This window comes from Halorussus caseinilyticus (assembly GCF_029338395.1).
Lineage (GTDB): Archaea > Halobacteriota > Halobacteria > Halobacteriales > Haladaptataceae > Halorussus > Halorussus caseinilyticus.
Window position 1 is genome coordinate 2,887,767 of record NZ_CP119809.1, and the last position, 26,987, is coordinate 2,914,753.

General features: G+C 65.7%; 26 protein-coding genes and 2 pseudogenes. 10 read left to right on the forward strand and 18 right to left on the reverse strand.

The genetic code is table 11. The features are described from left to right. Window positions 1–41 precede the first annotated feature (41 nt). A complete protein-coding gene (locus tag P2T60_RS14645) occupies window positions 42–605 on the forward strand; it encodes a DUF1850 domain-containing protein (protein WP_382210436.1) in 564 nt (187 codons plus the stop codon). Next, window positions 602–3,322 (forward strand): TRAP transporter permease, encoded by a 2,721-nt coding sequence (locus P2T60_RS14650; protein ID WP_276279986.1) that lies wholly within the window; start codon window positions 602–604, stop codon window positions 3,320–3,322. Before P2T60_RS14645 ends, P2T60_RS14650 begins: the two co-directional genes overlap by 4 nt. Before the next feature lie 70 nt (window positions 3,323–3,392). On the opposite strand, the gene P2T60_RS14655 is transcribed toward P2T60_RS14650, so the two are convergent. The 6 genes and pseudogenes from P2T60_RS14655 to P2T60_RS21975 form a co-directional block, all read right to left on the reverse strand. Further along, on the reverse strand, window positions 3,393–4,445 hold the full coding sequence (locus tag P2T60_RS14655; RefSeq protein ID WP_276279987.1) for an A24 family peptidase: 1,053 nt from the start codon (window positions 4,443–4,445) through the stop codon (window positions 3,393–3,395). Between the two features lie 573 nt (window positions 4,446–5,018). Continuing rightward, entirely contained in the window at window positions 5,019–5,246 is a 228-nt protein-coding gene (locus tag P2T60_RS14660; protein ID WP_276279988.1) for a hypothetical protein, read from the reverse strand. Window positions 5,247–5,379: 133 nt separating this feature from the next. Then, window positions 5,380–5,769 carry a ferredoxin Fer gene (gene fer / locus P2T60_RS14665; protein ID WP_276279989.1) on the reverse strand — a complete coding sequence of 130 codons (390 nt, stop codon included), beginning with the start codon at window positions 5,767–5,769 and terminating at the stop codon, window positions 5,380–5,382. 62 nt (window positions 5,770–5,831) lie between these two features. Continuing rightward, window positions 5,832–7,034, reverse strand: a complete 1,203-nt coding sequence (locus tag P2T60_RS14670; RefSeq protein WP_276279990.1) for an inorganic phosphate transporter — start codon at window positions 7,032–7,034, stop codon at window positions 5,832–5,834. A 120-nt stretch (window positions 7,035–7,154) separates the two neighbouring features. Beyond that, the gene (locus tag P2T60_RS14675; RefSeq protein WP_276279991.1) at window positions 7,155–8,294 is read right to left on the reverse strand and encodes an inorganic phosphate transporter; all 1,140 of its coding nucleotides are present in this window, start codon (window positions 8,292–8,294) and stop codon (window positions 7,155–7,157) included. Between the two features lie 39 nt (window positions 8,295–8,333). Continuing rightward, window positions 8,334–8,435, reverse strand: a pseudogene (locus P2T60_RS21975) (hypothetical protein); the annotation flags it as partial. A gap of 207 nt (window positions 8,436–8,642) precedes the next feature. Between P2T60_RS21975 and serA the strand changes: the two are divergent. The 3 genes from serA to P2T60_RS14690 all read left to right on the forward strand — a co-directional run bounded on the left by serA (window position 8,643) and on the right by P2T60_RS14690 (window position 11,876). Further along, entirely contained in the window at window positions 8,643–10,229 is a 1,587-nt protein-coding gene (serA, locus tag P2T60_RS14680) for a phosphoglycerate dehydrogenase (RefSeq protein WP_276279992.1), read from the forward strand. Between the two features lie 584 nt (window positions 10,230–10,813). Beyond that, window positions 10,814–11,638 (forward strand): M48 family metallopeptidase, encoded by an 825-nt coding sequence (locus P2T60_RS14685; protein WP_276279993.1) that lies wholly within the window; start codon window positions 10,814–10,816, stop codon window positions 11,636–11,638. A 10-nt stretch (window positions 11,639–11,648) separates the two neighbouring features. After that, window positions 11,649–11,876, forward strand: a complete 228-nt coding sequence (locus tag P2T60_RS14690) for a DUF6199 family natural product biosynthesis protein (protein ID WP_276279994.1) — start codon at window positions 11,649–11,651, stop codon at window positions 11,874–11,876. 304 nt (window positions 11,877–12,180) lie between these two features. Here P2T60_RS14690 and P2T60_RS14695 read toward each other — a convergent pair whose 3' ends face one another. Together P2T60_RS14695 and P2T60_RS14700 are read right to left on the reverse strand one after the other, a co-directional pair. Continuing rightward, window positions 12,181–12,327 carry a hypothetical protein gene (locus P2T60_RS14695; protein WP_276279995.1) on the reverse strand — a complete coding sequence of 49 codons (147 nt, stop codon included), beginning with the start codon at window positions 12,325–12,327 and terminating at the stop codon, window positions 12,181–12,183. 5 nt (window positions 12,328–12,332) lie between these two features. Then, entirely contained in the window at window positions 12,333–12,467 is a 135-nt protein-coding gene (locus P2T60_RS14700) for a hypothetical protein (protein WP_276279996.1), read from the reverse strand. Between the two features lie 247 nt (window positions 12,468–12,714). On the opposite strand from P2T60_RS14700, the pseudogene P2T60_RS14705 reads away from it, so the two are divergent. Then, a pseudogene (locus P2T60_RS14705) lies at window positions 12,715–13,068 on the forward strand (MFS transporter); the annotation flags it as partial. A gap of 62 nt (window positions 13,069–13,130) precedes the next feature. Continuing rightward, a complete protein-coding gene (locus tag P2T60_RS14710; protein WP_276279997.1) occupies window positions 13,131–13,793 on the forward strand; it encodes an MFS transporter in 663 nt (220 codons plus the stop codon). 453 nt (window positions 13,794–14,246) lie between these two features. Here P2T60_RS14710 and thrC read toward each other — a convergent pair whose 3' ends face one another. Continuing rightward, a complete protein-coding gene (gene thrC, locus P2T60_RS14715; RefSeq protein ID WP_276279998.1) occupies window positions 14,247–15,518 on the reverse strand; it encodes a threonine synthase in 1,272 nt (423 codons plus the stop codon). Window positions 15,519–15,720: 202 nt separating this feature from the next. Continuing rightward, on the reverse strand, window positions 15,721–16,677 hold the full coding sequence (locus P2T60_RS14720; RefSeq protein ID WP_276279999.1) for an alpha/beta hydrolase: 957 nt from the start codon (window positions 16,675–16,677) through the stop codon (window positions 15,721–15,723). Window positions 16,678–17,122: 445 nt separating this feature from the next. Here P2T60_RS14720 and P2T60_RS14725 point away from each other — a divergent pair, with 445 nt between their 5' ends. Continuing rightward, the gene (locus P2T60_RS14725) at window positions 17,123–17,587 is read left to right on the forward strand and encodes a DUF6789 family protein (protein WP_276280000.1); all 465 of its coding nucleotides are present in this window, start codon (window positions 17,123–17,125) and stop codon (window positions 17,585–17,587) included. Between the two features lie 63 nt (window positions 17,588–17,650). On the opposite strand, the gene P2T60_RS14730 is transcribed toward P2T60_RS14725, so the two are convergent. Both P2T60_RS14730 and P2T60_RS14735 read right to left on the reverse strand, forming a co-directional pair. Then, complete coding sequence (locus P2T60_RS14730) at window positions 17,651–18,241, reverse strand: NAD(P)/FAD-dependent oxidoreductase (RefSeq protein ID WP_276280001.1); 591 nt, start codon at window positions 18,239–18,241, stop codon at window positions 17,651–17,653. 78 nt (window positions 18,242–18,319) lie between these two features. After that, entirely contained in the window at window positions 18,320–19,390 is a 1,071-nt protein-coding gene (locus P2T60_RS14735) for a CapA family protein (protein WP_276280002.1), read from the reverse strand. Window positions 19,391–19,799: 409 nt separating this feature from the next. On the opposite strand from P2T60_RS14735, the gene P2T60_RS14740 reads away from it, so the two are divergent. Beyond that, window positions 19,800–20,279, forward strand: a complete 480-nt coding sequence (locus P2T60_RS14740; protein ID WP_276280003.1) for a hypothetical protein — start codon at window positions 19,800–19,802, stop codon at window positions 20,277–20,279. Between the two features lie 142 nt (window positions 20,280–20,421). Then, complete coding sequence (locus P2T60_RS14745) at window positions 20,422–20,883, forward strand: hypothetical protein (RefSeq protein WP_276280004.1); 462 nt, start codon at window positions 20,422–20,424, stop codon at window positions 20,881–20,883. Window positions 20,884–20,898: 15 nt separating this feature from the next. On the opposite strand, the gene argF is transcribed toward P2T60_RS14745, so the two are convergent. Genes argF through lysX form a run of 6 tightly spaced genes read right to left on the reverse strand, consistent with a single transcriptional unit; the run spans window position 20,899 to window position 26,983 of the window. After that, window positions 20,899–21,855, reverse strand: coding sequence for an ornithine carbamoyltransferase (argF, locus tag P2T60_RS14750; protein WP_276280005.1), 957 nt, complete (start codon window positions 21,853–21,855; stop codon window positions 20,899–20,901). Further along, window positions 21,852–22,931: a [LysW]-lysine hydrolase gene (locus tag P2T60_RS14755; RefSeq protein ID WP_276280006.1), complete on the reverse strand. Its 1,080-nt coding sequence runs from the start codon at window positions 22,929–22,931 to the stop codon at window positions 21,852–21,854. The genes argF and P2T60_RS14755 overlap by 4 nt, the downstream gene beginning before the upstream one ends. Continuing rightward, on the reverse strand, window positions 22,928–24,067 hold the full coding sequence (locus P2T60_RS14760) for an aspartate aminotransferase family protein (RefSeq protein ID WP_276280007.1): 1,140 nt from the start codon (window positions 24,065–24,067) through the stop codon (window positions 22,928–22,930). Before P2T60_RS14760 ends, P2T60_RS14755 begins: the two co-directional genes overlap by 4 nt. Continuing rightward, window positions 24,064–25,026 (reverse strand): acetylglutamate/acetylaminoadipate kinase, encoded by a 963-nt coding sequence (locus P2T60_RS14765; RefSeq protein ID WP_276280008.1) that lies wholly within the window; start codon window positions 25,024–25,026, stop codon window positions 24,064–24,066. Before P2T60_RS14765 ends, P2T60_RS14760 begins: the two co-directional genes overlap by 4 nt. After that, window positions 25,023–26,111 carry an N-acetyl-gamma-glutamyl-phosphate reductase gene (gene argC, locus P2T60_RS14770; protein WP_276280009.1) on the reverse strand — a complete coding sequence of 363 codons (1,089 nt, stop codon included), beginning with the start codon at window positions 26,109–26,111 and terminating at the stop codon, window positions 25,023–25,025. The genes P2T60_RS14765 and argC overlap by 4 nt, the downstream gene beginning before the upstream one ends. Next, entirely contained in the window at window positions 26,111–26,983 is an 873-nt protein-coding gene (lysX, locus tag P2T60_RS14775; protein WP_276280010.1) for a lysine biosynthesis protein LysX, read from the reverse strand. The genes argC and lysX overlap by 1 nt, the downstream gene beginning before the upstream one ends. Between the last annotated feature and the right edge of the window lie 4 nt (window positions 26,984–26,987).

Below are 26,987 nucleotides of genomic sequence, written 5' to 3' on the forward strand. Positions count from 1 at the left end.
GACCAGTGAGACGACTCCCGATACTGGTCGGAACGCTCGTGATGGTCGCGTTGGTCGTCGGCGTCGGCGGGTCGATTAGCGTCGCCCCTCTCGGAGCGGACGACCAGATGGAGTTGTCTTTAGGATACAACGAGGATACTTTGCGACAAGAGAATAATTATAGCGACCGGAAGCTGTTCGTCGCCGAGGACGCCGAGACCGGCGAGCGACTGCTCTCGGTTCCGGTCTCCGAGGGGACCACGGTCGCGCTCAACTACACCCACAGCGTCGAGAAGACGCCCGTCCTCGACGTGTACGAAGTGAACGGGACCGAGTTGGAGATGGTCCGGATGGAGTTCTCGTCCTACGGGGCCGGACTCCCCGCGCAGGCCGAGGTGAACGTCACCGACAACGGCACGTTCGTCTTCGACCCGGAGGGTAGCTACGACCGCATCTTCGTCTCGCCCGGTCCCGTCGCCGACCATCGACTCGTCGTCGGCGACCGGGCCTACGACCTCGTGGACCTCTCGGACGGTCGGTCCGTGAAGCTCTTCGTCACGGTCGCTAACTCGACTCCCACCGAGGACCCGGCGACCATCGACACCGAACCAACTACCGACCCATGACAGCACGCGACGGAACAGGAGACGAGCCAATTCCGGAAGAAGAACAGCAGAAGCTGATTCAGGAACTCGAACACAAGCGGGCACTCCGCGGACCGATGGCCGCGTTCGTCAGCCTCGTGGCTATCGTGTTCTCGGCGTTCCAGATGTGGCTGGCGGCGCGGGGGTTCGTCCTCGAAGTGACGCTCCCGTTCGTCGGCAACTTCGAACTCGCCGCGCTCCAACTCCTCCAGATAAACGCGGTCCACGTCGCCTTCGCGCTGGTCCTCACCTTCCTCCTCTTCCCGCCGACAACCGGCGACGGGTTCCTCTCGGGTCGCCTCGCCAGAGTCGTCCCGGCGACCCGCGGGCGGTTCGGCGACGAGAGTCCGGTGACACGAACCGCCGAGACCGCTCGCGGCGGCGTCCGCTGGCTCTTCATGGACCCCGAGCGGCGCAGAGTGACGCCCGTTGACGCCGTACTCGCCTTCTTCGCGTTCCTCTCGGCGGCCTACATGATAACCGACTTCACCGAGATTCGCCGGATGCGCGCCCTCGGTCTTCAGGCCGGGCGGACCATCGACGAGTTCTATCCTTTCTTGGACCCCGTGACCGACGCCTTCACGGCCGTCGGCATCCCGCTGAACGAGACCTCCTACGCCTTCGTCCTCGGTGCTATCGGCGTTTTGCTCGTGCTGGAGGCCACCCGGCGGGCACTCGGTCTCTACCTGATGCTCATCGTCACGTCGTTCATCGTCTACGCCCGGTGGGGCTACCTCATCCCGATAGACGCACCCTACGTCGGCGTCCTCTCCATCACGCCGCTGGGGTGGGACGCCATCGTCCAGAACCTCTGGTACAACACCGAGAACGGCGTCTTCGGCATCCCAGTGACGGTCAGCGTCCGGTTCATCTACATCTTCATCCTGTTCGGCGCGTTCTTGGAGATGAGCGGCGCGGGCAAGTGGTTCATCGACCTCGCCTACTCGGCGACCGGCGAGCGTCGGGGCGGTCCCGCGAAGGCCAGCATCATCGCCAGCGGCTTCATGGGCACTATCAGCGGGTCGTCCATCGCCAACACCGTCACGACCGGCGCGTTCACGATTCCGCTGATGAAGCGGTCGGGCTACAGCCCCGAGTTCTCCGGGGCGGTCGAGGCCTCCGCGTCGTCTGGGGGTCAAATTCTCCCGCCAGTGATGGGCGCGGCGGCGTTCCTCATCGTGGAGTACACCCTGACGCCGTTCCGGGACGTCATCACGGCGGCCGCGATTCCGGCGGTCGTGTTCTTTTTCGGCGTCTGGGTGATGGTCCATCTCGAAGCCTCGAAGCGGAACATCGGCGGTCTCTCCCCGGACGAACTGGTCGCGTGGCGGTCCCACATGCTCCGGGGCTGGTTCTACCTCGTCCCGCTCGTTCTCCTGCTGTACTACCTCATCGTGGTGCGACTCTCGGTCGCCCGGTCGGCGTGGTTCACGCTGGTCGCCATCGCCGCGCTCATCGCGCTGGTGGCGGCCTACAACGAGGAGACCCGGTGGCCCCTCCTCGGAACCATCACCGGACTCTTCCTGCTGGAGTTCGCGGCGTTCCTGACGACCGGCGTCGGACTGGTCGAGGCGGTCGTCGGCGCGGGCGGTGCCGGGACCGCGGCGAGAAGTCCCGTCGAGGCCGCACTCGCGGCGGGCGGTAAACTCGGGTGGCTGACCCTCGCGGTCAGCCTCGTCACGATGCTGGCCCGACCGAGCGGCGACGCCCCGTTGCTCGACTTCGACGCGCAGGTCGATAGCGCGGTCGCCTCGGCGGCGAGCGTGTTCCGGCGTCCTCGACTCGCGGACGCCAAGCCCTTCCAGTACGTCGGGTTCGTCCTGAAGTCGATGGACGCCGGAGCGCGAACCGCGACTACCGTCGTCGTCGCCGTGGCGGCCGCGGGCATCATTCCCGGCGTCATCAGCGTCAGCGGTCTCGGGCCGAATCTGACCGCGCTCATCCGGTCAGTGGCTGGCGGGTCCATCGTCGTCCTGCTCGTGCTGACCGCCATCTCCTCTATCATCCTCGGGATGGGGATGCCGACGACCGTGACCTACATCATCCTCGTCTCGATGCTCGGCCCGGCCATCAGCGAGATCGGTGGCATCCCGATTCTGGCGGCTCACCTGTTCATCCTCTACTTCGGCGTCATCGCGGACATCACGCCGCCGGTCGCGGTGGCGGCCTACGCGGCCTCGGGAATCGCCAAGTCCGACCAGTTCGATACAGGCGTGACTGCCTTCTCGCTCTCGCTGAACAAGGCTATCGTCCCGTTCGCGTTCGTCCTAACGCCGGGAATCCTCCTATTACGGGGAACCGGAACCGGCGAGGAGGTCCGAGTCGTCGGTCTCTCGGACGTTGCCGACCTCGGCTATTTCGTGCCAGAGGTCGTGATTCCGGTCGTCGGCGTGTTCCTCGGCGTCGTCGCACTCGGTGCGACGGTCATCGGCTACCTCTACACCGACGTCAGTCGAATCGACCGCGGACTCTATGCGCTGGCGGCACTCCTGTTGATGGCTCCGCTGTTGCTGTTCAACACCGGAACCTCGCTACTGGGACTGTTCGGCGTCGGGGGTGGTATCGAACCCGGTCTGTTCGACCTCGTGCTTCGGGCCGCTGGCGGCGTGCTGTTCGGCCTCCTCGCGCTGAAGAACCGCCGCCGAGCCGACACCGAACCGGCGACCGAGCGCGGCGAGGAGACGACGGAAGCGGCCTGAAACAGACCGGGCTGTGTTCGACCCGGTGGAAGGGACGGGTTTTTGTTTTCTAAGAAAATAAAAATATGGCTTACGACAGTCCGAGTAGTCCCATCGCGCCGAACAGCAGGTCACCGTAGGTCAGCGCCACGGCGGTTCCGACGAACAGCGGAACGACGAACGGGATGCCGGGAGAGACCCACACCGTCTCCTCACTGACCAGTACGTCCAGTCCGTCGCGCAAGCCTTCGGGCGTCGTGCCGTACGCGCCGTGGTCGATGTCGTCGAGGAACGCCGCCGCACCCCACGGGTCGTCGTCGGGCGCGTCCATTCCGGACTCCGTTCGTTCGGTTCCGTCCCCCCCAGCGACCGATTCGGCGGCCACGGCCGCCGAATCGGTCTCCGCGGCGGTACCGCCGTCCGCCTGCACCTCGCCGGTCGAACCGTCGCCCGGTCGGTTCGGTTCCGCGGGCAGGGTGGCCGGGTCCCGGAGTCGGCCAGCGCTCTCGCGCAGGTCCGCCAGCGTCAGGCCGCGCCACCGGAGGTACATCCGCACCGCGTCCAAGTCCGCGCCGTTTCGGGTCACGCCCTCGGGCGTCTCCAGCAGTCGGCCGTGTTCCTCGGGCACGTCGTCCCAGTCCACGGGCTTGCCGACGAACATCACCGACGAGAACCGCCCGGCGGCGGCGTTCCGAAGCAAGACGGCGAGCGGATAGAGCGCCCCGAGCAGGACCGTGTTCGTGAGGATGGTCAGCGAGAATACGCCGACGGCAGTCTGCTGGTGGGGAAGCACCCAACCGACCACCTCGTAGGTCGGATACGTCGGGAAGAGCGCCGCGACGACGAGGAACGCCTTCGCGTCCGCGCCGCCGAACGCCCGGAACCACCAGAACGCGATTACGAGCGGTCCGACGAAGCCGAGGCTAACCGCCGTTCGGACGGCGAACGCTCGGGTCTCGTACGCGGTTCCGGTCCACGCCTGCCAGCCGTCCACCGCCAGCAGGACGACTGCGAGGGCGGCCAGCGGGTACCACGTCCGGTTGGGCACGCGGCGGGTCTTCACGTCGCGCCACGCGGCCCACCCGAAGACGGGGACGACGAGCAGTCTGAGGAGGTCGGGTATCGAGGCGTCGAGTTGTGCCACGGCGAGTAGTTCTCCGTACGCGAGGTTTGTTTCGCCTTCCTATATAAATGTAAGAGGACCGTCTACCCGGAAACGGCCGGGAGAAAAGTATCGTTACTGCGAATCGTCGTCTCTTCGGAGGTATCGGGAGAGGCGAGTGAAGAGAGCGGACCCCTTGTTGCTCCGCTGGCCCTTCTCCGCGGGATGGATGGGCCGACTTTCTTTCATATTCCCGGCTTCGATTTCGAGATATAAAAATTTAGTGTCCTAACCCCGCTCACGTCGCTATAGTGCTAACGCTAAGGCGGTAAAAACCATCCCGAAAAAGAGGAGCCCCTGCGTTATCCGTAACAGAAAACTGTTGTACTTTATTTCGTCGACGAGTATCGTCTACTGGGACTCCAATACCGAGCGCGCTTCTTCGTAGGAGATTTCTACTCGTTTGCAACTCCAGTTCTCTCCGACGCCCGTATCGCTGTCGTCGTATCCGGGCCTTCGCTTTCGCTTTTCCGCCCCACTTTCCATCACCATCACGTAGTCGGTATAGTTTTATAAGACTATTCGTTATCGTTGCGAAACTGAAGTACGTTCTGTTCACGTCCCTTCGCGGACGGTGTGAATCGTCTTCACTCGCCACGACGCTCCGCCGCCGCTAGTTTCCACCAGCGTCGCGTCGATGGTCCCCGACGAGTTCGCCAGTCGCTCGAACAGGTCCGCGCCGTCGTCCGGAAGGGGAACCGCGACGTACTCGTCGTCCGAACTACGGAGGGTTACCTCGCGCTCTACGGCGTCGAAGTTCCAGACGAGGAAGTTATCGCGCATCGTTCGCGTCGAGTTGTCTGGTCGGTCCGGCATCCTCCGGTGAAACGCCAGCGCTCACCGTAAAAGACACCGCCAGCTAACGCCGAGGCTACTCGAACGCGGTAGCGCAAAAAAAATGAACTGCGAAGACGGTCTATATGACGCGGTTCTGGAGGTAGTCGAGGTGCTTCGCGTTGTAGACGATTTTAACTTCGTCGGCGTCCGGACTGCCGATGCAGGTCAGGCGAACGTTCTTCTCTTCGACCTCTTCGTCGGAGAGAATCTGTTGCATGTCCATGTCGATTTCGCCCTCTTTGACGATGGCGGCGCAGTTCGCACACGCACCGGCGCGGCACGAGAAGGGCCAGTCGTAGCCCTGCGCTTCCGCGGCTTCGAGGATGTACTCGCCTTCGGCAACGTCGAGGCTGCCGTAGTCCTCGTCACCGAGTCCGGCGTCTTCGGCCTTCTCGAAGAGGTCGTCGTCGTCCATGTCCCAGCCTTGGTCGTCCAGCACTTCGTAGTTGAGGTATTCTACGGTTGGCATCAGCCGAAGGTTCGGCCGCGACATGGTTAGTAGTTATTGTTTTCACCCGAGACGCGCCGAAGCTACTGATAAATCGGGAAGAACTCGAACAGGAGGAACGACGCTACCGCCGAGATGCTCGGGGTCAGAATCCAGAGCATGATGACGCGACCGGTCGAAGACGGGTCGAACAGGTCCTTCGTCTGGAGTTCGTCGGGGTCCTCCTCGCCGATTTTCTGCACCTCGTCTTCGGGTTCGGCGGTGAGGGCGTCCACCGACATCTTCGACTCGCCGTCGGCTTTTTTCGTCTTCTCGCCGTCGCCCCGGACCGCGGCGGCCGCCGCGTCCCGAACCCTGACGGCCCGAGTCGCCCGCCCCCATCCGAGACCGATGATACACATCGTCGCGCTGACCGCGAGACTGGCCGGAATCCCGAGGTACGACAGGAACGTGATGAGCGACGCCGAGACGACTTCCACGATGAGCGCCGCCAACAGCGGAAGGTCGGTGAGGTCGTTGCCCACCGTGTCGAGGGTCCGGCGCGCGATGGTGAACGCCCCGAGCGCGATGGCACCCGCCGCCAGCAAGATGCCCTGATTGATTTGCAACTCGCCACTGCCGACCAGCGGTGCGACGGCGTTGGCGACGTTGCTCGCGCCCGCCGAGAACGCCATGTAACAGCCGATGACGACCACGAGGACGCTACTCACCAACTCCCTGCGGTTCGTGTTCGCCGCCGGAACCGGGTAGGGAATCGACGCCACGCGGTCGTACTCGAACAGCGGCCCTTCCGACTGGTCGATGCGGAACCACACGTCCAGATACGGGTAGAGGTAGCGACCGATGACCGCACACACCCAGAACGCGACGATAGGCGCGACCAGCCACCACGAGACGATTTGGCCCATCACGCCCCAGTCGATGTCGCCCGCCGCGACCCCGAGTCCGGCAATCGCGCCGACCGCGGTCATCGACGTGGAGGCGGGGACGCCGAACAGGTTCGAGACGAGCAACGCGAGTCCGACGAAGAAGAGGACGCCGACGCTCGCGGGGAGCGTGAACAGTGCCGACGGGACGATTTTGCCGCCCATCGTCGCCACCACGTTTCGGCCGACGGTCCACCCGCCGAGGAGCGCGAAACTCGCCATCAGCACGGCCGCGCCGAGTTTCGAGAGGACGCCGCTCCCGACCGCCGGACCGAACGCGACTCCGGTCGAGGACCCACCGATGTTGAACCCGACGAAGACGGCAACCGCGACACCGACGAGTAGAAGTACGCTAATCACGGTTCGTACATCGAACCACGGAAACTTAAATAATATCGGTTTCAGTGAAGTTCCGTCGCCGCCTCTCCTTCCCGTTGTTTTCGGATAGCCAACCAGTGAGTACGACAGGACGACGAACTGTCAAAATATCGGTGCGTACTGGAAGACGACGTAGGCGACGACGGTCGCCACGGCGGGCACGAGGTTCTGAAGCAGGACGACTCTCGCGGTGGTCGCTGGCTGGTAGAGTTCCGACGCGGCGGGCGAGTCGTCGGGGGTTATCGGCGCGTCGGCGCTCTCGGCGGGGACGCCGACGCTCGACGCGGGGACCTGCGGTTCGTCGGGCACCGGGTCGGCCACCGTCGCGCGACCCCATCCGAGACCCACCACGCTCATCGTGGCGATGACGACGAAACTCGCGGGGATGCCGAGCGCCGACAGGACGGTCACGATGGACGCGCTGACGGTAGCGACCACGAGCGCGGCGACCAGCGGGAGGTCGGTGAGGTCGTTGCCCACCGTGTCGAGGGTCCGGCGCGCGATGGTGAACGCGCCGAGCGCCGTCGCTCCGCCCGCCAGCAGGATGCCCTGATTCATCGTAATCGCGCCGTTGCCGACCAGCGGCGCGACGGCGTTGGCGACGTTGCTCGCGCCCGCCGAGAACGCCATGTAACAGCCGATGCCAACGACCAGAAGCGTCCCGCCGAACTCACGCTGGGTAGTTCCCGGCCCGAGTTCGAAGCCGGGGAGGGTACCGGACCTGTCGATGGTGACCAGCGGACCGTCGCTCCTGTCGATGGCGATGCGCTCGGCGAGTCGGTCGTACCAGTAGCGCCCCACGACGGCGCTGACCCAGAAGCCGACGATGGGCGCGACCAGCCACCAGCCGACGATTTCGAGGACGGCATCGACCTTCAACCGGCCGATAGCCAAGCCCAACCCGACGATTGCGCCCACGGCGGTCATCGACGTGGAGGCGGGGACGCCGAACACGTTCCCGGCGAACAGCGCCAGTCCGATGAACAGGAGGACGGCGATGCTCACCTCCATGGTGAAAGGGTCGCCCGCGACGAGTCCCTTCCCGAGGGTGTCCACGACGCGGCGGCCGAGGGTCCATCCGCCGACGAGGAAAAAGACGGCCATCAGTCCGGCCGCGCCGAGTTTCGAGACGGTTCCACTTCCGACTGCCGGACCGAACGCGACGCCCGTGTTCGACCCGCCGATGTTGAAGCCGACGAAGACGGCGACGGCGACACCGACGAGGAGGAGGAGACTGCTCACGCTACGTTCTTCGGCGGACGCCCATTTAAATAATGTCGATTAGTAAAGCGGCTCGACCACGACGAGTTCGGGGACCTTCGCGCGACCCTCGGCGGTCAGGTTCACGATGCCGTGGTCCGCGAGCGTCTGCAAATCGCGCGAGACGTTCCCGGTGGCCTGCGCTGGTCAGCGCGTCGGCGAGCATCTCGCGACGCTGAACTTCGGCGGGAACGTCTTCTGTCTCGGCCATATTCTACCTATTATTTTTGTCAGTTTTAGCAAAGGTGTGCATATCCAGTTTCGAATCGAAGCCCGGCAAATGGTACTGACGGAGAAAGGGTTATCCCCCCGGCACGAGTTTTCGTATCCATGAAAGTCCTCGTAACGGACCCCATCGCCGACGCAGGGTTAGACCGACTTCGGGACGCGGGCCACGAAGTCGAAACCGCCTACGACGTAGAGGGTGACGCGCTCCTCTCGGCCGTCTCGGACGCGAACGGTCTCATCGTCCGGTCGGGAACCGACGTGTCCGAGGAAGTCTTCGAGGCCGCGACGGACCTCGTAATCGTGGGCCGGGCGGGTATCGGCGTGGACAACATCGACATCGAATCGGCGACCGAACACGGCGTCATCGTCGCCAACGCGCCGGAGGGCAACGTCCGTGCCGCGGCCGAACACACCGTCGCCATGGCGTTCGCCGCCGCGCGGTCGATTCCGCAGGCCCACGTCCGCCTGAAGGACGGCGAGTGGGCGAAGGGCGACTACCTCGGGACGGAAGTCAACGCCAAGACCCTCGGCGTCGTCGGACTCGGCCGCGTGGGTCAGGAAGTCGCCAAGAAACTCGACTCGCTGGGCATGGAACTCGTCGCCTACGACCCCTACATCAGCGAGGACCGCGCCAAGCAACTCGGCGCGGAACTGGTGGACTTGGACGAGTGTCTCGACCGCGCGGACTTCCTGACGGTCCACACGCCGCTGACTCCCGAGACGGAAGGTCTCATCAGCGACGAGGAACTCGCCCAGATGGAGGGCGGCTATCTGGTCAACTGCGCCCGCGGCGGCGTCGTGGACGAGGACGCACTCGCGGCGGCAGTCGAGGACGGCGTTCTCGCCGGTGCCGCGGTGGACGTGTTCGCCGACGAACCCGTCTCGCCGGACAACCCGCTTCTCTCGGTTGACGACGTGGTGGTCACGCCCCACCTCGGCGCGAGTACCGAGGCCGCACAGGAGAACGTCGCCACCAGCACCGCCGACCAAGTGGTCGCGGCGTTCGAAGAGGAACCCGTCGTCAACGCGCTCAACGCCCCGTCCATCGACGAGAGCGCCTTCCCCCGCGTGGAACCGTACATCGGACTCGCCGAGACCGCGGGCAAAATCGCCACGCAACTGCTGGACGAGCGCATCTCGTCCATCGAGGTCCACTACGAGGGCGACATCGCCGACGAGGACGTGGAACTCGTGACTGCGAGCGCCCAGAAGGGCGTGTTCCAACCGCTGGAGTGGCAGGTCAACGCGGTCAACGCGCCCCAAATCGCCGAGGACCGCGGCGTCGAAGTCACCGAGTCGAAGACCCGCCAGACCGAGGACTTCCAGAGCCTCGTGCGCGTGACCGTCTCGGGCGACGACGAGTCCATCAGCGTCGAAGGAACGCTGTTCGCGGGCGACGACCCGCGCATCGTCCGCGTGGACGACTACCGCATCGACGCCATCCCCCACGGCCACATGCTGGTCGCCCGCAACGAGGACGCGCCGGGCGTCATCGGGTTCATCGGGACCACGCTCGGCGACCACGGCGTCAACATCGCGGGGATGTTCAACGCCCGCGAGGCCATCGGCGGCGAGGCGCTGACGGTGTACACCCTCGACGCGCAGGTCCCCGACGAGGCCAAGCAGGCGGTGGAGAACGACGACCGCATCATCGAAGCGCGCTACATCGAGTTGAACGGCGCGGAGTAGCGCAGATATACAGAATTTTTGAAGTCGTTTCGGAATGGGTCAGTAGTGACTTCTTGGGTTACTTCGGGTAGTCAGCCGATAGAACACGCTCGACTACGGAAGTACGTCGGATAGAAATCCGGCACGGCGCTGCAACGCCGCGCTACCGATGCTCTGGGAAATCTCTCCGCACTGCTGACTGGAGTATCCCAGCCTTCGCTCAACTCTAGCAGTCGGCAGTTAAATAACTCTGACGATTGTGACGCAAGTGGATATATAGTCATTTAAACCCACCACTGTCGAACTTCGATTTGCGCGGCGCTGCAACGCCGCGTGTGATGAAATGTGCTTTGGGAAATATCGACACTCTCGACGCTGCTGATAGTTATCGGAGTCCTCAGCCTTCGGTTCGTGCCGAAACGTTGGGACCGAGTTGACCTGAAGGTCGGGCTTTCGGGCCTGCGCCTGTCGGCGGAAGACACGCCCGACGACTCCTCGTAGGAGTCTCGGCACTTCCGCCCGGTCGGTTTCTGGCGCTATCCACGCACCGACGAGCCTTCTGCACAACCACCGCTTATTAGTGGCGTCACTGTCCAAGCCCGGACATGAGAAATCTCGGACTCAAGGCTCGAATGGCGGTCGTCGGGTCGATGCTGTTCGCGTTCTACGCGGTGGCCGCCGTCGCGGCGATGGGAATCTTCGGCTTCCCGCCGGTCCTCGTCGCGCTCGGGAGCGTCGCCTTCGTCGGCGTCCAGTACAAAATCGGCAAGTGGGCCGCGCTCCGGAGCGTCGGCGCGGAGGAGATGCCAGAAGACCGCTTCCCCGAAATCCACCGACAGGTCGAGTCGCTGTCGAAGGACATGGGCATCGACAAGCCCCGCCTGATGGTGGCCCGGATGGGCGTGCCCAACGCCTTCGCGGTCGGTCGGAAGGGCGCGGGGACCGTCGTCGTCTCCGAGGAGTTACTTCAGATGCTCGACAGTCGCGAGGTCGAGGGCGTCCTCGCGCACGAACTCGCCCACATCCGGAACCGCGACGTGGTGATGATGGTCCTCGGGCAGGGCGTGGCCTCCATCGTCGCCATCGTCGCTCAGTGGGTGGTCCTGCTGACCGGCGACAACGACCTCGCCGACTTCTTCCTCGCCATCGTCGTGGGCCAGATTACCCAGATGCTCGTGATGGTGTTCGTCTTCGCCATCTCGCGTTACCGCGAATACGTCGCCGACCGCGACGCCGCCGCGGAAATCGGCAGTGGCGAACCGCTGGCCCGCGCACTCGAAAAGATTAGCCGCGGGAGCGAACGCGCCCGCGAGTCCAAAATCGACGCCGAGACGAGCGCACTGTGCATCTTCGGCGAGGGGACCGGTCTCGCGCGACTGTTCGCCAGTCACCCGCCGGTCGAGAAGCGAATCGAGCGCCTGCGTAACTGAGAGATAGCTGATGGACCTCAGAACCCTCCTCGCGGCCGTTCTCGGCATCGGTCTCGGTCTGTTCTGCCTCGCGTACCCCGAGGCGGTCGTCCGGATGCACACCGCGGGTAGGCGGCCGACCGGTCGCGGCGGCGAGTACGGAACGGAGTCGGTCGCGGGTCGGTGGCGGCGACTGGTGCGGGTCGTCGGAGTCGCGCTCGTCGCTGTGGGTCTGTACTTCAGTGTGGGTCTGTTCTGATAGGAAGGCTTCAGAACGCGCTGTTGGCTAATCGTTCCCCGCGAGTATGTGATAACTGCGAAGAACGTGATTTCCCCATTTCCACCCCCTGTGCCCAGAAAGAAATAATATTGTGTGTTTAAGAATTGAAATTAATTCCTAAGGAATTATTTAATTGTTCCTGGGTCGCTGGCAGGGAGATTGGAGTAACTCATAGGTTGAGGCCGAAGTTCCGAGCGGCCGCTTTTGCGATGCGGTCGGTCGCGTCCGTCGTCAAACTCCCCTGCGGCGCGGCGATTCTATCGTGTTTTCTCGTGAACGCGAACTACGGTGATGCGTGAGATTGGTCGTCCATCTGAAACGGTCTCGAAGAGTCGCTGACGACGACGAACAGGCGCTTCTTGTCATCCTTGAACGGTGCTTTGTGCCAGACTACGTCTCCTCGCTGAAACGGCGAATCTCCGATTGCCATCGTTTTTACTCGTCTCGCATCTCGCGCGGGTCAACCGCATTCTCCATCGCCGACTCGAAGTCCGCTTCGCCGTATCGCGCTTCCATCATCTCGTAGGCGTCGAAGCCAAAAATGACATTCCTCGTACCACTTGTACACATGAACACGGCTGTCACGCATGTACAATCTATAGGACCAGTATGCCGACGCCCCTGCCGCAAAAGCCGGACTCAAATACCTTCACGCCCTCGCTCCGGTGTGTCCCACGGCCGCGCCGAGACCGACGCCGACGAGTCGAGCGAGCGCCTGCTGACCGGTTACTCCGGTCGCCTCCTACTCGCCGTCTCGCTCGGGTGGGCCGCCATCCAGACCGGCCGTCTCGTCCTCTCGCCGCTTTTGCCGACCGTGATGGACGACCTCGCTATCACCGAGTTTCAGGCGGGAATGGCGTTCACGACGCTGTGGGGGTTGTACGCGCTCGGCCAGTACCCGAGCGGCCGACTCTCGGACAACCTGACCCGCAAGACGCTTCTCGTCGCCGGTCTCTCGCTGGTCGTCGCCGGGTTCGTCGCCCTCGCCAGCGCCCCGAACTACCCGCTGTTTCTGGTCGGCGCGGCCGTCGTCGGCACCGGCGCGGGCCTGTACCCGACCCCGGCGCGGGCGCTGGTCTCGGACCTGTTCGTGGCCCGGCGCGGGCAGGCGTTCGGTCTCCACACCGCGTCGGGCGACGTGGGCGGTGCAGTCGCGGCGGGTCTCGCGCTCGCGGCGCTCGCGCTCGCCGGGTGGCGGTCGGCCTACGCGCCGGTCGTCGCCGTCCTCGCGGGGTGGCGCTCGCGCTCCACGTCTGGAGTCGAGAGCGGTACGTCCGGCCCGAAACGAACCGCGAGACGCTCGCCGCCGGACTCGCCGACGCCAGAGCGACCGCAGGTCGGCTCTGGAAGAATCCCCGGATGCGGTGGCTCCTGTTGGCCTACGCGCTGTACGCCTTCACGTGGCAGAGCGCGACCGGGTTCCTGCCGACGTTCCTCCGGGCGTCGAAGGGGTTTCCCGCGGGTCTCGCCAGCGGCGGATTCGCCGCCCTGTTCGTGGTCGGCGCGGCGGTCAAACCCGTCGCGGGGTCGCTCGGCGACCGATTCCCGCGGGCCGGGGTCGCCGCGGGCGCGCTGGTCGTCGCGGCGCTGGCGCTCGCCGGTCTGCTCGCCGCCTCCGGAACGCTCGCGGTCGGTGCCGCCGTCGTCGTCTTCGCGGCCGGACTCATGGCCTACCCGCCGGTGATGCAGGCGCTTCTGATGGACACGTTCCCGGACGGGAGCATGGGCGGGGACCTCGGCGCGACCCGAACGGTCTACCTCGGTCTCGGGAGTCTCGGACCGAGTTACGTCGGGTTCGTCGCGGGCCGGGTCTCCTACGCCGCGGCGTTCGCTGGCCTGTTGGTCGGTCTGCTCGTGAGCGCGGCAATCGTCGTCGGACTGGCGCGGAGCGGCTGAATCGGTCGCACCTCTACGGGAATAGAAGGATATTTTTATCGTCAATATATCCTATCGGATTATGGGTGCTGATGGGCCGTCAAATGAAGACGGGCAGTCTCCGGGAACAGCATCTTCGCAAGGTCGTCCTTACCGTCATCTCTCCCACCGAAAAGAAAACGATACGGTAGAGCGCGACACGCGCGTCAACAGGTTGAATACTATTCAGAATCAGGCACAGCGAACGCTTGACCAGCAAGTGCGTTGGATTCGAGCGATTGATAGAAAGTCGATGCGAATCCTCCGATTCAATTTTATCATTATTGGACTATTGCTCACTGGATTCTCTATCGTTACCGACTTCGGAACTTCCGGAAATGTTGGGAGTGAACGAATCCAATCGACTTCACACGTCGATGACGCGTCTGACGCGCGAACGACGGCGTTTCGACTGGAGGTTATTTCGACTGGCGACTACTGTCCGAGGTGTTCCAGCACGCCCTCGGTGTCGGCCGGGACCGGTTCGGGTTCGGCACCCGCCGACGCCGCGGCGTCGGGGTCCTTCAGCAGGTGGCCCGTCGTCAGGCAGACGACCTGCTCGTCGCTCCCGATTTCGCCCGACTCGCGCAACTTGCGGAGTCCGGCGACGGACGCCGCGCTCGCGGGTTCGACGCCCACGCCGTCGCGGGCGAGGGCTCGCTGGGCGTCGGTTATCTCCTCGTCGGACACCGCGACTGCGGTGCCGCCCGTCTCCCGGATGCCGGGCAGGGCCTTCGGCGCGTTGACCGGGTTGCCGATGCGGATTGCGGTCGCACGAGTCTCGACGCTCCCCCACCGGCGCACCTCGTCGTTGCCCTCCTCTACGGCTTCGACCATCGGGGCCGCGCCCTCGGCCTGCACGCCGGTCAGGGTCGGCACCTCGTCGGGTTCGAGCGCACCGGCGGCGACCAACTCGCGGAACGCCTTGTAGAGCGCGCTGGTGTTGCCCGCGTTGCCGACCGGCAGGACGATGCGGTCGGGAAGGTCGCCCGTCCCCTCGCGGAACTGTTCCAAGATTTCGAGACCGATGGTCTTCTGGCCCTCCAGTCGGAAAGGGTTGAGCGAGTTCAGCAGGTAGGCCTCCCCCCGGTCCGCGAGGTCCGAAACGATGTCGAGGCAGGCGTCGAAGTTGCCGTCTACCTCCAGAATCCGCGCGCCGTGGAGACTGGCCTGTGCGACTTTCCCCGCGGCGACCTTCCCTGCGGGGAGTAGTACTAGAACCTCTGTGCCCGCGCGCGCTCCGTAGCACGCGAGCGCGGCGCTCGTGTTGCCCGTGGACGCGCATGCGAGGCGACCGACACCCAGTCGCTCGGCGACCCGGACACCGACGGTCATCCCGCGGTCCTTGAAACTCCCGGTCGGGTTCATCCCCTCGTGTTTGACCCGCAAGTCGGCGACACCGACTTCTTCCTCGATGGTCGGGACCGAGTACAGCGGCGTGTCGCCCTCGTCGATGCTCACGCCCGCGTCGAACGGCAGAGCGTCGGCGTACCGCCAGACGCCGCGTCCCTCCCCTTCGAAGTCCTCGAAGGTCGGGTGGTCGGCGTACCGGACCTCCAGCAGGCCGTCGCAGTCGGGACATCGGTAGCGAACCTCCTCGAAGGGCGCGCCGGTCCACTCGCAGTCGATGCAGGATAGCCAAACGCCGTCGTCGGCCGAGTCTGGGGGTGACTCGGTTCCGACGGCAGAAAGCGGTAGTTCGGTCATCTGGTCGTTGGAAGGCGACGGAGGGGCAAAAAGGGCCGGGCGGTGGCAGATTTGTCCACGGCGACCGGCCGACGGTGGAACTTCGCCTCTCGGACGGTTTCGACGCTCCCGTCGGAGTAGGAACTACCGGACGAGCGTCGGGTCAGAAGGGAGTGCAACCGGGGCAGTGCCGACTCGGGCGATTCGTCTTCTTCGGGGGCGTTCAGGCAACCACGAGTTCTCTTTCTTCCTCTTCGCCGAAGGCGTCTTCGAGGTGGGCGTCGATTTCGGCCACGGCGTCCCACGCCTCTTGGACGCGGGGTTCGGACAGATTCGTGAAGAACGAGTGAACCATGTCGTCGTAGTTCGAGTGCTTGACGGGGACGCCAGCGTCGGCCAGTCGCTCGGCGTACGCGACGCCTTCGTCCTGCAGGGGGTCCAACTCGGCCGTGAGGACCGTCGCGGGCGGGAGGTCGCTCAGGTCGTTCGCCTGCAACGGCGAGGCGTACGGACTCATGCCGTCGATTTGGTTCTCGAGGTAGTTGTCCCACGACCATTCGAGGTCGGGTTCGGTGATGAAGTAGTTCGCGCCGCCTTGCGGTTCGTCGGCGAACTCGTAGGAGAACGTCGTCGTCGGGTAGACCAACACCTGATAGTCGATTTCCGGTCCGCCCTTGTCGCGCGCCATGAGCGAGACGGCCGCCGCGAGGTTACCGCCCGCGCTGTCGCCGCCGACGATGATTTTGTCGGAGTCGCCGCCGAGAATCTCCGTGCGGGAGGCGGCCCACTCGACGACGGCGTAGCAGTCCCGAAGTCCCGCGGGGAACTTGTGTTCGGGCGCGAGTCGGTAGTCGGGCGAGACGACGATACAGCCGAGTTCTTCAGCGAGAACCCGGCAAACCGGGTCGTAGGATTCGATGTCGCCGAGCATGAACCCGCCGCCGTGCATCCAGACGAGGACCGGGAACGGACCCTCGCCTTCCGGTGTGTAGACGCGGATGGGGACGTTGTTACCGTCCGGGCCCGGAACCACGCTGTCCTGCACGTCGGCCAGCGACGTGAGGTCGCGTTCGATGGCAAGGAAGTCGGCGTATCCCTGACGTGCCTGTTCGAGCGACAGGGTGTGAAGCGGGGGAACTTCGGAAACTATCTCTTCGATGTCGGCGTTGGCCTCTGACATATTCTGTAGCAATGCCATATGATAAATAAATGTTACGATATAGTTTCATAAGATAAAACGTGGAAAAATTAGCTCCAGAGACTCTAAGACGGCTTCCATGCATAAAGGGTACTTCGGCTGAAAATAGAATACAGACAAAACAAGTTGTAATCAGGGTATGATAAACGGTACCTCGGCTGAAAACGAGATTCGGGGGTTATCTACCCTCGAAACGGCCGCTCAGAGCAATCTCGAAGCTCGCGCGCGGATTCAGGTCGCGGTTCTCGAAGGTGGGCCGATTCCGCGCGCCGCGGAATCGGTCCCGTCGGAGTGGCGTCGGCTCCGGTCGCTCGTCCACAGACGCTCGCGCGCGGATGCCCGTCCGTCGTCTCCTCCCTCGTTCGCGTGTGCAGACCGACCGCACACCCGCCGAACCGGTATTTCAGTGACGGTCGTACCGAGCGCCATGGCTTCGGAAACCACCACCGCGGTCGAGCGGCCAACCGAACAGTTCGCGTGGAAGGGCGGCGCGCTAGCCGGTCTCCTCGCCGGAATCGTCATGGGCGCGATGCTCACGACTCAGATGGGACCGGTCATCCGGGTCGCCATCCCCTCGATGTACGGACTGGAGGGTCTCGCGGCCGGGTGGGTCGCCCACCTCTTCCACTCGGTCGTCCTCGGGGTCGCGTTCGCCGGACTCGCAACTGCGGTCGGCGTCGGCGAGTCCACCGGTCGGGCCGCCGCGTTCGGCGTCGGATACGGCGTCGTCCTCTGGGTCGTCCTCGCGGCGGTCGTCATGCCGATTTGGTTGAGTGCGGTCGGGTCGCCCGCGAACCCGCCGCTCCCGAACTTCGACCCCGAGAGCCTCGTCGGACACGTCGTCTACGGTCTCGTCCTCGGGGTCGCGTTCCCGTCCCTTCGAGACCTGTAGGTAGCCGGTCGTCGGTCGGCGTCGTTCGTCCGCTCGAAAAAAGCGCCGGTCGCGGAGTCGCGGTCAGTCCTCGTCCTCGACGGTCTCGTCGGCCAGCGTCGGCACGTCGTCGGGCGTGTCGAAGTCGTGGAAGTGTTCGCCCTTCTCCTTCGAGAGGATGTTGAGTCCCGCCGCGCCGCCGTCGCCCGCCGAGATGACCGCCTCGTACTCGCCGTTGCGGACCATCGCGCCCGTGGCGTAGGCGTCCTCGACGCTGGTCTCCATCGTCACGTCCACGGCCACCGTCTCGTCGTCCTTGAACTCGCATCCCAACTCCTCGGCGAGGTCGCTGTCGTCGCCGGTGGCGAGGACCACGTAGTCGGTCTCGTAGTCGTCGTCCTCGGTCGAGACGACGAATCCATCGCCGTCCTGCTCGACGCTCGTGACTTCCTCGCCCTGCTTGCGCGTGACGCCGCGGTCGTCGACCTGTCCGCGGGCGACTTCCATGAACTCGCTACCGCTGATTGAGCGGACGCCGAGGTAGTTGAACAGGTGAGCGTGGTGCATCCACGTCTCGTCGGTGTCGAAGACCACGGTGTCGAGTCCGTTCTTCTCGGTGAACAGTGCGGCACTCAGTCCGGCGGGTCCGCCGCCGACGACTGCTACGTCGAACATACCAGCTTCGGATAGGTGTCAGTAGATAATAAAATCCGTCGAATCGGTGAATAGAAGTGGTCGTTTCGAGGACGACCGCTACACGTCCACCACCAACTCCCCGTCGTCGTCCTCGAACTCGGTCCCGAAGGGTGCCGACAACTCCCGCATCCGCGACCTGCTCCACGCCGCGGCGCGCGGACTCGCCTCGTGGACCGCGAAGTCGTGGATTTCGGTCGAAAGCAGTCGGAGTTCGGTTATCTCGCCGTCCTCGACGCCGACCTCGAAGAGGAAACTCCGGTCGTTTCGGCGGTCCGGGTCCACGGCGTAGTCGTCCACGAAGTCGCCGCAGTCGTACAGAATCGGCGTCCCGTCGTGAATCTCGACGCCCTGAAAGACGTGGGCGCTGTGGCCGTGAATCAGGTCCACGCCCCGGTCGGCCAACCAGCGACCGAACCGCCGGAAGTACTCGGGCGGTTCCTCGACCATGTTGGGTCCCCAGTGAAGCGACGCAACCAGCAGGTCGGAGTCGGTCTCGCGGGCGCGGGCCAGCATCTCGGCCGTCGTCTCGCGGGCCTCGGATTCGTCCGAGAGGCCGATGTGCGCCGTACCGGGTCTGTCCGGTCCGGCGGCGAACTCGGGCGTGTTGTCCGTCGCCGAGACGAACGCGATTCGGAGGGCGTCGGCGTCCGACGAGTCGGACGCCGATTGGTCGGACACCGACGCACGGGACGCCGACTCGTCGGCGTCCCGTGCGTCCGTTCCGCCCACTTCGACCGTCGCGGGTTCGCGCGCCGCCTCGCGGTCCGTTCCGGCACCCGACCGGGCGATTCCCGCCGCGTCGAGGTGGTTTAGCGTGTCCAGCAGTGCGCGTTCGCCGTAGTCCATCAGGTGGTTGTTGGCGAGACTCGCCCACCGGACCCCGACCGCTTCGAGGGCGGGCACCGCCCAGTCCGGGTCGGCCCGGAAGTGGAACGGGCGGTAGGTCCGGGTCCACCGCTCGCCGCGCGTCGAGAGACAACACTCCAAGTTGACGAAGAGAGCGTCTAGCGCGCGCAGGCGCTCGGCGAGATTCCCCCAGACGGCAGTCGCGGGTCGCCGGACGTGACGCTGGCGCTCGTCTACCTTCCGGCCGAGCATCACGTCCCCCGTGAATCCGAGCCGTGGCATCCGTTTTCACCCCTCCGTTTCGTTTGGAGACCCACCGGCAAAAGTATCCCGTCGGTGTGGAATCGTCGAACTCCGACCCGCAAGAGAAATATTTTGATTGCTTTCGTATATCTAAACAGTTCTTATACGATGGAGTAGTGAGTAGACGTTCCGGGGTCGCGCTCGCGGGCGGTCGCTCGAACCGACACCGACCGGCGCGACTGCTCGACTCGAACCGGGCGTCACCCTGCCCGCGGCCCGCCGACGGTTGCCGTCGGCGGGCCGCATCCGGCGACTGGCAGATACTCACTGCCACACTCCGGTGCGTCCCCCTCGTCGCTCGGTTCTCGCCGGTAAAACGGACTCTCGGGGTCTTTCCTGTCTGTTTTCGTCGGATACGTATATCTCGTCTCCCGGCCTCTAGACCCTCATGGCTTCGAGAACCCAAACCGAACCAATCGTCGGCGAAGAGACCGCAGAACAGGAGATAGTCGTAGAACGGACGTGGACGGGCGCGGCCCTCGGCGGACTCGCGGGCGGACTCGTCTTCGGCGTCCTGCTCCAGACCCTCGGCACGATGCCGGTCATCGCGTCGCTCTACGGGATGGAGAGTGCCCTCGCCGGGTGGATGGCCCACCTGTTCCACAGCGTCGTGTTCGCCCTCGTCTTCGCGGCCGCGGTGGTCCGGACGGACTACCGCGACGCCGGACTCGGGCCGATTACGGCGCTCGGAGCGGGGTACGGCGTCGCCCTCTGGTTCGTCGCGGCGGCCGTCGTGATGCCCCTCTGGATGGGCGCACTCGGGATGGACGCCCCCGCGATTCCGAACCTCGACGCGAACAGTCTCGTCGGCCACGTCCTCTACGGCGCGGTCCTCGGCGCGGTGTTCGCCGTCGCGCGGCGGCGCTGATGCGACTTTTTTCCGACGACGGTGCGAAAGGTCATAGGTAATCGGTGATTTCGGGCGATAATCGGTCGTGACTCGCCGTCGGCGGCGTGAACTGTGCGAACGAACGTACCGGTTTTTGAGCGACGATGCCCCATCTCGGAACATGGCCGAGACCGAAACCGCGGTTCGACGCGACCGGCGTGAGCGAAGCCGATGGGTAGACGCCGCGATTGCCGGACTCGCGGGCGGACTCGTCTTCGGTCTCTACCTCCAGTTCGTGGTCGGCGTCCTGCCGCCGCGGGCCACCGCCGACGGCGTGGGGTCGCTGGCGCTCGACTGGGCCGTCCACCTGTTCCACAGTCTCGTGTTCGCCGTCGTCTACGCCGAACTCGTCGGGTGGCCGCGCCTCGCGCGCTACGCAGACCGCGCCGGAACCGGCGCAATCGTCGGCGCTGGCTACGGCGTCGTCCTCTGGGGGGTCGCTACTCTCGTCGTGATGGCGTTCTGGGCCGTGGCGAACACCGTCTGGGTACTCCCGATACCGGGCCTGAACCTCGGCAGTCTGGTCGGCCACCTCCTCTACGGCGTGGTCCTCGGCGTCGTCTTCGCCGCGGTCCGCCGGTGAGTCGGACGGTGCCTCTCACTCCCCGAGCAGATGGGCAATCAGCGCCTTCTGGGTGTGCATCCGGTTTTCGGCCTGCTCCCAGACGATTGCCTGCTCGCTCTCCAGCACGTCGCCGGTAATCTCCTCGCCGCGGTGGGCGGGCAGACAGTGCATCACGGCCGCCTCGGGCGCGTTCGCCAACAGGTCGTCGCTCACCTGAAAACCGTCGAAGTCGCCGAGTTTCTCCTCGCGTTCGTCTTCTTCGCCCATGCTGACCCAAACGTCGGTGTACACTACGTCTGCACCTTCGACGGCCGCCTCCGGGTCGTTGACGACTTCGGGGGCTTGGCCGCGGGCGTCGGCGCGCGCGAGGACGCCCTCTGCGGGTTCGTACCCCTCGGGCGTCGCCATCGTCAGGTCGAGTCCGGCCATCGCCGCGCCGACGGCGAACGACTGGGCGACGTTGTTGCCGTCGCCGACCCACGCGACCGACACGTCCTCGAACCCGTCGAACTGCTCGTAGATGGTGAACAGGTCCGCGAGGGTCTGGCACGGGTGGGCGTCGTCCGAGAGACCGTTTATCACCGGCACCGACGCGTGGGACGCCATCGCTTCGAGGGCGTCGTGGTCGAACACGCGGGCCATCACCGCGTCCACGTACCGAGAGAGGGCGCGGGCGGTGTCTGCGACCGGTTCGCCGTGGTCCAAGTGAGTCGTGTCCGGACCGAGGTAAATCGCGTGCCCGCCGAGTTGGGTCATCCCCGTCTCGAAGGAGACCCGCGTCCGGGTACTGGGCTTCTCGAACAGCATGGCGAGCGTCTGGTTCGCCAAGACCGGGTGAGACTTGCCCGCTCGGTGGGCCACCTTCAGTTCTCCCGCGGTCGAGAACACTTCGGCGAGTTCGTCGTCCGTGAGGTCGTCTACGTCGAGGAAGTGGCTGACTGTCGATTCGGCGGTCGGGTTCGTCGCGGACGTGGTGGCGTGTTTGCTCATTCTTGTAGGGTCTCGGAGACGCGTTTCAGGACCGCGACGGCGCGGTCGAACTCTCCGAGGTCGAGGTGTTCGTTCGGCGCGTGGTCCAACTCGGAGTCGCCGGGACCGTAGGTCGCCATCGGGCAGTCCCACGCTCCGGCGTAGAGGTTCATGTCGCTGGTTCCGGTCTTGCGGAGGAGTCGGGGGTCGCCCCCGACTCGTCGAATCGCGGCCCGGAACGCTCGCGCCACCTCGGACCGCGGCGTCTCCATCACGGGCGGAATCGGTTCCTTCCACGCGACCGACCCCGATTCGAGTTCGGTCTCGACCGTCTCCCGAATCCCGTCGGCGGTCTCGCCGGGCGGAATCCGGAACTGCACCTCTACGCTCGCCTCCACCGAGAGACCGTCTGGGGCGGTTCCACCGGAGAACTCGACTGGCTTGGCCGTCACCCGCTCGAAGACGGGGGTTTCGGCGTCGTCGCCGTCCCCTTCCGCGCCCGCGGCGGTCGAATCGGCGAGCGCCGATTCGACGCGCGACCACCACGCCATCGCCTCCTGCACCGCGTTCGAGTCGGGCCGGGAGGTGTGAACCGAGTCGGTGCTGGCGGCGTACCCACCGGCCAGAAATCCCCGGTAGCCGAGGGTCACACCGTCCGACCCGGAGGGTTCGCCGTTGACCACCGCGTCGGGTTCCGCGCGGTCTTCGACGAGGTGGCGCGCGCCGCGGGAGTCTGTCTCCTCGCCGACGACGCCGACGAAACTGACGCCCGTCTCGACTGCCGCCGCCGCCATCGCCGCGAGGGGTCCTTTGGCGTCTACGCTCCCGCGACCCCAGAGTTCCCCGTCTTCCACCCGGACGGGAACGTCTCCCGGCACGGTGTCGATGTGGGAGGTCAACAGCACCGAATCGTCGCCGGGCGCGCGGACGTTGCCCACCTCGTCTAGCCACGCTTCGCGGCCGTGCTCCTCGAAGAAGGCGACCAGACGCTCGGCGCACTCCCGTTCGTCGCCCGTCGGCGAGGGAATTTCCACGAGGTCCGCGACGAGGCGACGGGCCGCCTCGTCGCCGACGGTCTGGTCGGCGCTCGCGCTCACGCCGACACCTCCGCGAGGACGCTCTCTAAGGCCGCGACCACCTCGTCGGCGTGGGCCTCCGAGACGGTCAGCGGCGGGAGCAGGCGGACCACGGTCCGGCCCGCGGGAAGCGCCAGAATCCCGTGGTCCATCGCCAGATGCTTCAGCATCCGGTTCGCGCCGCGCTTGACTTCGACGCCGAGAAGCAGTCCCTCGCCGCGGACCGTGCGAATCGGTAGCTCGCTACCCCCCAGTTTCGACTGGAGATGGTTCCCGACCGTTGCGGCGTTCTCCGGGAGGTTCTCGTCGGCGATGACCGACAGCGTGGCTTCCGCGGCGGCGCTCACGACCGGGCCGCCCGAGAACGTCGAACCGTGAGGTCCGGCGTTCTCGGCAATCCAGTCGGCACAGAGGGTCGCACCCACCGGGAGTCCGCCGCCGAGTCCCTTCGCCGAGGTCAGCACGTCCGGCACGACCCCGCGCTTCTCGCAGGCCCAGAGCGCGCCGGTCCGCCCCAGTCCGGTCTGAATCTCGTCCAGAATCAGGGCCGACCCGGTTTCTTCGGTCACGTCGCGGGCGGTTTGCAGGTAGCCCTCGGGCGCGGGGTTCACGCCGCCCTCGCCCTGAATCGGTTCGAGCAGGACCGCGGCGGTGTCGTCGTCCACGGCCTCCGCGAGAGCTTGCTCGTCGCCGTAGGGCACGAACTCGAAGTCCCCGGCGAGGGGTTCGAAGGGCTTCTTGTACTTGGGTTTCCACGTCGCGGCCAGCGACCCGAGCGTCCGGCCGTGGAACCCGCGCTGGGCCGCGACGATTTTGGAGTTCTGGGTCGCACTCCGGGCGAACTTGACGGCCGCCTCGTTCGCCTCGGTGCCGGAGTTGCAGAGCCAGACGTTCTCCAAGTCGCCGGGCGCGACCGCGGCGAGTTTGTCGTAGAGACCGTCGCGGGCCGAGTTGGGATAGCTGGCCTGCACGAACGTCAGTTTCTCGACCTGCGACTGGACCGCCGAGACGACTTCGGGGTGACAGTGACCGACCGTGGCGACGGCGTAACTCGCGCCGAAGTCCAGATACTCGTTTCCGGCGTCGTCGTAGAGGTGGACGCCCTCGCCCGACTCGATTTGGATGGGCTTCTCGGAGTAGACGAATCCGCCGGTCATCTGACTGCCCCCGGTTGGAACTCGGTCCCGTGGCCGGTCCGGGCCGCGGTGATGGGGTCGCGGTTGTTCGCGTCCGCGATAGTCACGGAGGCCGCGCCGCCCTCCAGCGCTTCGACCGCGGCCATGACCTTCTTGGTCATGAAACCCTCCGCGGCGTCCTCCGCGTCTTCCAACTCCGCGGGCGTCCCGACCGACTCGATGAGCGAGTCGGCGTCGTCGGGGTCCTCGTAGACGCCCGCCACGTCGGTCAGCACGACCAACTCGCCGCCGAGTGCGCCCGCGATTGCGGCGGCCGCGCGGTCGGCGTCGGCGTTGACCGGCGTCCAGTCGCTCGCGTTCGCGCCGCCCTCGTTCTCTTCGGCCAGCATCGGCACCGTGACGACCGGGACGTAGCTTCCGGCGAGCAGGGTCGAGAGCAGGTCGTCGTTGACCGCCTCGATTTTGCCGGAGTGGTCGCCGCGCTTTATCTTCTTGCGGCCGTCCTCGAGGACTTTGACCGCCGACTTGCGCGGGCCGGTCAGCAGTTTTCCGTCGGTGCCCGAGAGACCGACCGCGTTGACGCCCTGATTATGGAGACCCGCCACGAGGTCGGTGTTGAGTTTGCCCGGCAGGACCATCTCGAACACCTCCATCGTGGTCTCGTCGGTGAACCGGCCGACGACGCCGCCCGGCGTCTCGACGTACTCGGGGTCCTCGCCGAGGCGTTCGAGGGTGTCGTCCACGGCGGTCGAACCGCCGTGGACGACCACCACGTCCTCGCCGTTGGCGACGAGGTGCGCGATGTCGGCCAGCGCGCCCTCGGGTTCGACGGCGCGCGCGCCGCCGATTTTGACGACGACGGGTGCGTGCTGGTCCTCGCCGGTGACTCCCCCGTCGGTCCGGAGTCCGTCGTCGCTGAGGTCGTTGTCCACGAGTTGCTCGTGGGCTTCTTCGAGTTCCGATTTGGTGTACTGTGTCATGGGCTTCCCACCGGGTGGAGTCCCTGAAAGTCGAGTCCCGCGGTCTCTTCGAGACCGAGCGCGAGGTTCGCGGCGTGGACCGCTTGCCCGGCCGTGCCTTTCACCAGATTGTCGATGGCGCTGAAGACGACGAGGCGCTCGTTTCCGGGGTCCAACTCGAAGCCGACTTCGGCGTAGTTGGTCCCCGCGACCGCCTTGGGTTCGGGGTAGCGATAGACGCCCGACCCGCCCGACTGGAGGCGGACGAAGTGTTCGTCGTCGTAGGTCCCGCGGAAGGCCGACCAGAGGTCGCCCTTCGAGACGGGTCCGTCCGGGAAGACGTGACAGGTCGCGGCCGCGCCCCGAACCATGTCCACCGCGTGGGCGGTGAACGAGACCGAGGCACCGAGTTCCTGTTCGATTTCGGCCTCGTGGCGGTGGCCGGTCGGCGCGTAGGGCCGGACGACGCCCGAGCGCTCGGGGTGGCTGGAGGCCTTCCCGCCGCCCGCGCCGCCCTCCGAGGACCCGACCTTCACGTCAGCGACGATTCGCTCGCCGCCGGAGAGAACTCCGCCGTCGAACAGGGGGTAGAGACCCAGAATCGTCGCGGTGGCGTTGCACCCGCCCGCGGCAATCAGGTCCGCGCCGGGCAACTCCTCGCGGTGGAGTTCCGGCAGGGCGTAGACGGCTTCGTCCAGATACTCGGGGGCGTCGTGGCCGTCGTACCACTGGTCGTACTGGGCTTCGGTGTTCAACCGGAAGTCGGCGCTCAGGTCTACCACGGTGTCGGCCGACTCGTAGAACTGGTCGATTTGGGCCATCGAGACGCCGTGGGGCGTCGCGGCGAACACCACGTCCACCGAGTCGAGGTCCGCGGGGTCCGAGAAGCGCAGGTCGCTACCCCGGAGGTTGGGGTGGACCGACCCGACGGACTTGCCCGCGTACTCGCGGCTGGTCGCGCCCGCGAGGTCGAAGTTCGGGTGGCCCGCGAGAATGCGGAGGAGTTCGCCGCCCGCGAACCCGCTCGCGCCGACGACGGTGGCAGTGAGGGTTTCGCCCGCGGCCGACGCCGCGGCGTCGGCCGCGTCCGCGTCTCCGACGGCCATCAGGCCAGCACCTCCTGCTTCGCGCCCTCGGCGGCCTTGGCTTCGAGCCAATCGACCACCGCGGCGGGCACGTCGGTCTCGACGGCCTCGTTCAGCGACTTGAACTCGACGGTGTGGTTGACCTCGTGGACGGTGTACGAATCGCCCGTCTCCATCAGGTCCACGCCGAGCAAGCCGCCGCCAACCGCATCGCTGGCCTGCTGGACTAGCTTCTCGGCTTCGGCGTCGAGTTCGAACGCCTCGGTCTCCGCGCCCTTCGCGGCGTTCGTGAGCCAGTGGTCCGACGAGCGCACCATCGCGGCGACGGGTTCGCCGTCGGTGGCGAGGACGCGCACGTCGCGGCCGGGTTTGTCCACGAACTCCTGAACGTAGAACACCTTGTGTTCGTAGTGGCCGAGCGTGGCCTTGTGTTCGAGAATCGCCTCGGCCGCGCTCTCGGAGTCGATTTTGGCCATCAGGCGGCCCCACGACCCGACCACGGGCTTGAGGACGCAGGGGTAGCCGAACTGCTCGATGCTCTCCATCGCCGACTCCTTGGTGAACGCCACGTCGGTCGCGGGCGTGGGCACGCCAGCCTGCGCGAGCGCGAGGCTGTTTTGCACCTTGTCGGCGCAGGTCCGGGCGGTCTCCGCGGAGTTGACCACGGGGACGCCGTAGGCGTCGCAGAACTTCGTGGCGTAGAGGCTCCGACTCGTGGCGAGACACCGGTCCACCACGATGTCGAGGTCCGCGAAGAGTTCGGGGGCCTCGTCCAGTCCGAACTGGAGGTTCCGAACGTCTATCTTCACCACGTCGTGGCCGCGCTCGCGGAGTTCCGAGAGCAGAAGCTTCTCGTCTTTCCGAATCCGGGAGTAGAGTAGTCCAACCTGCAACTTA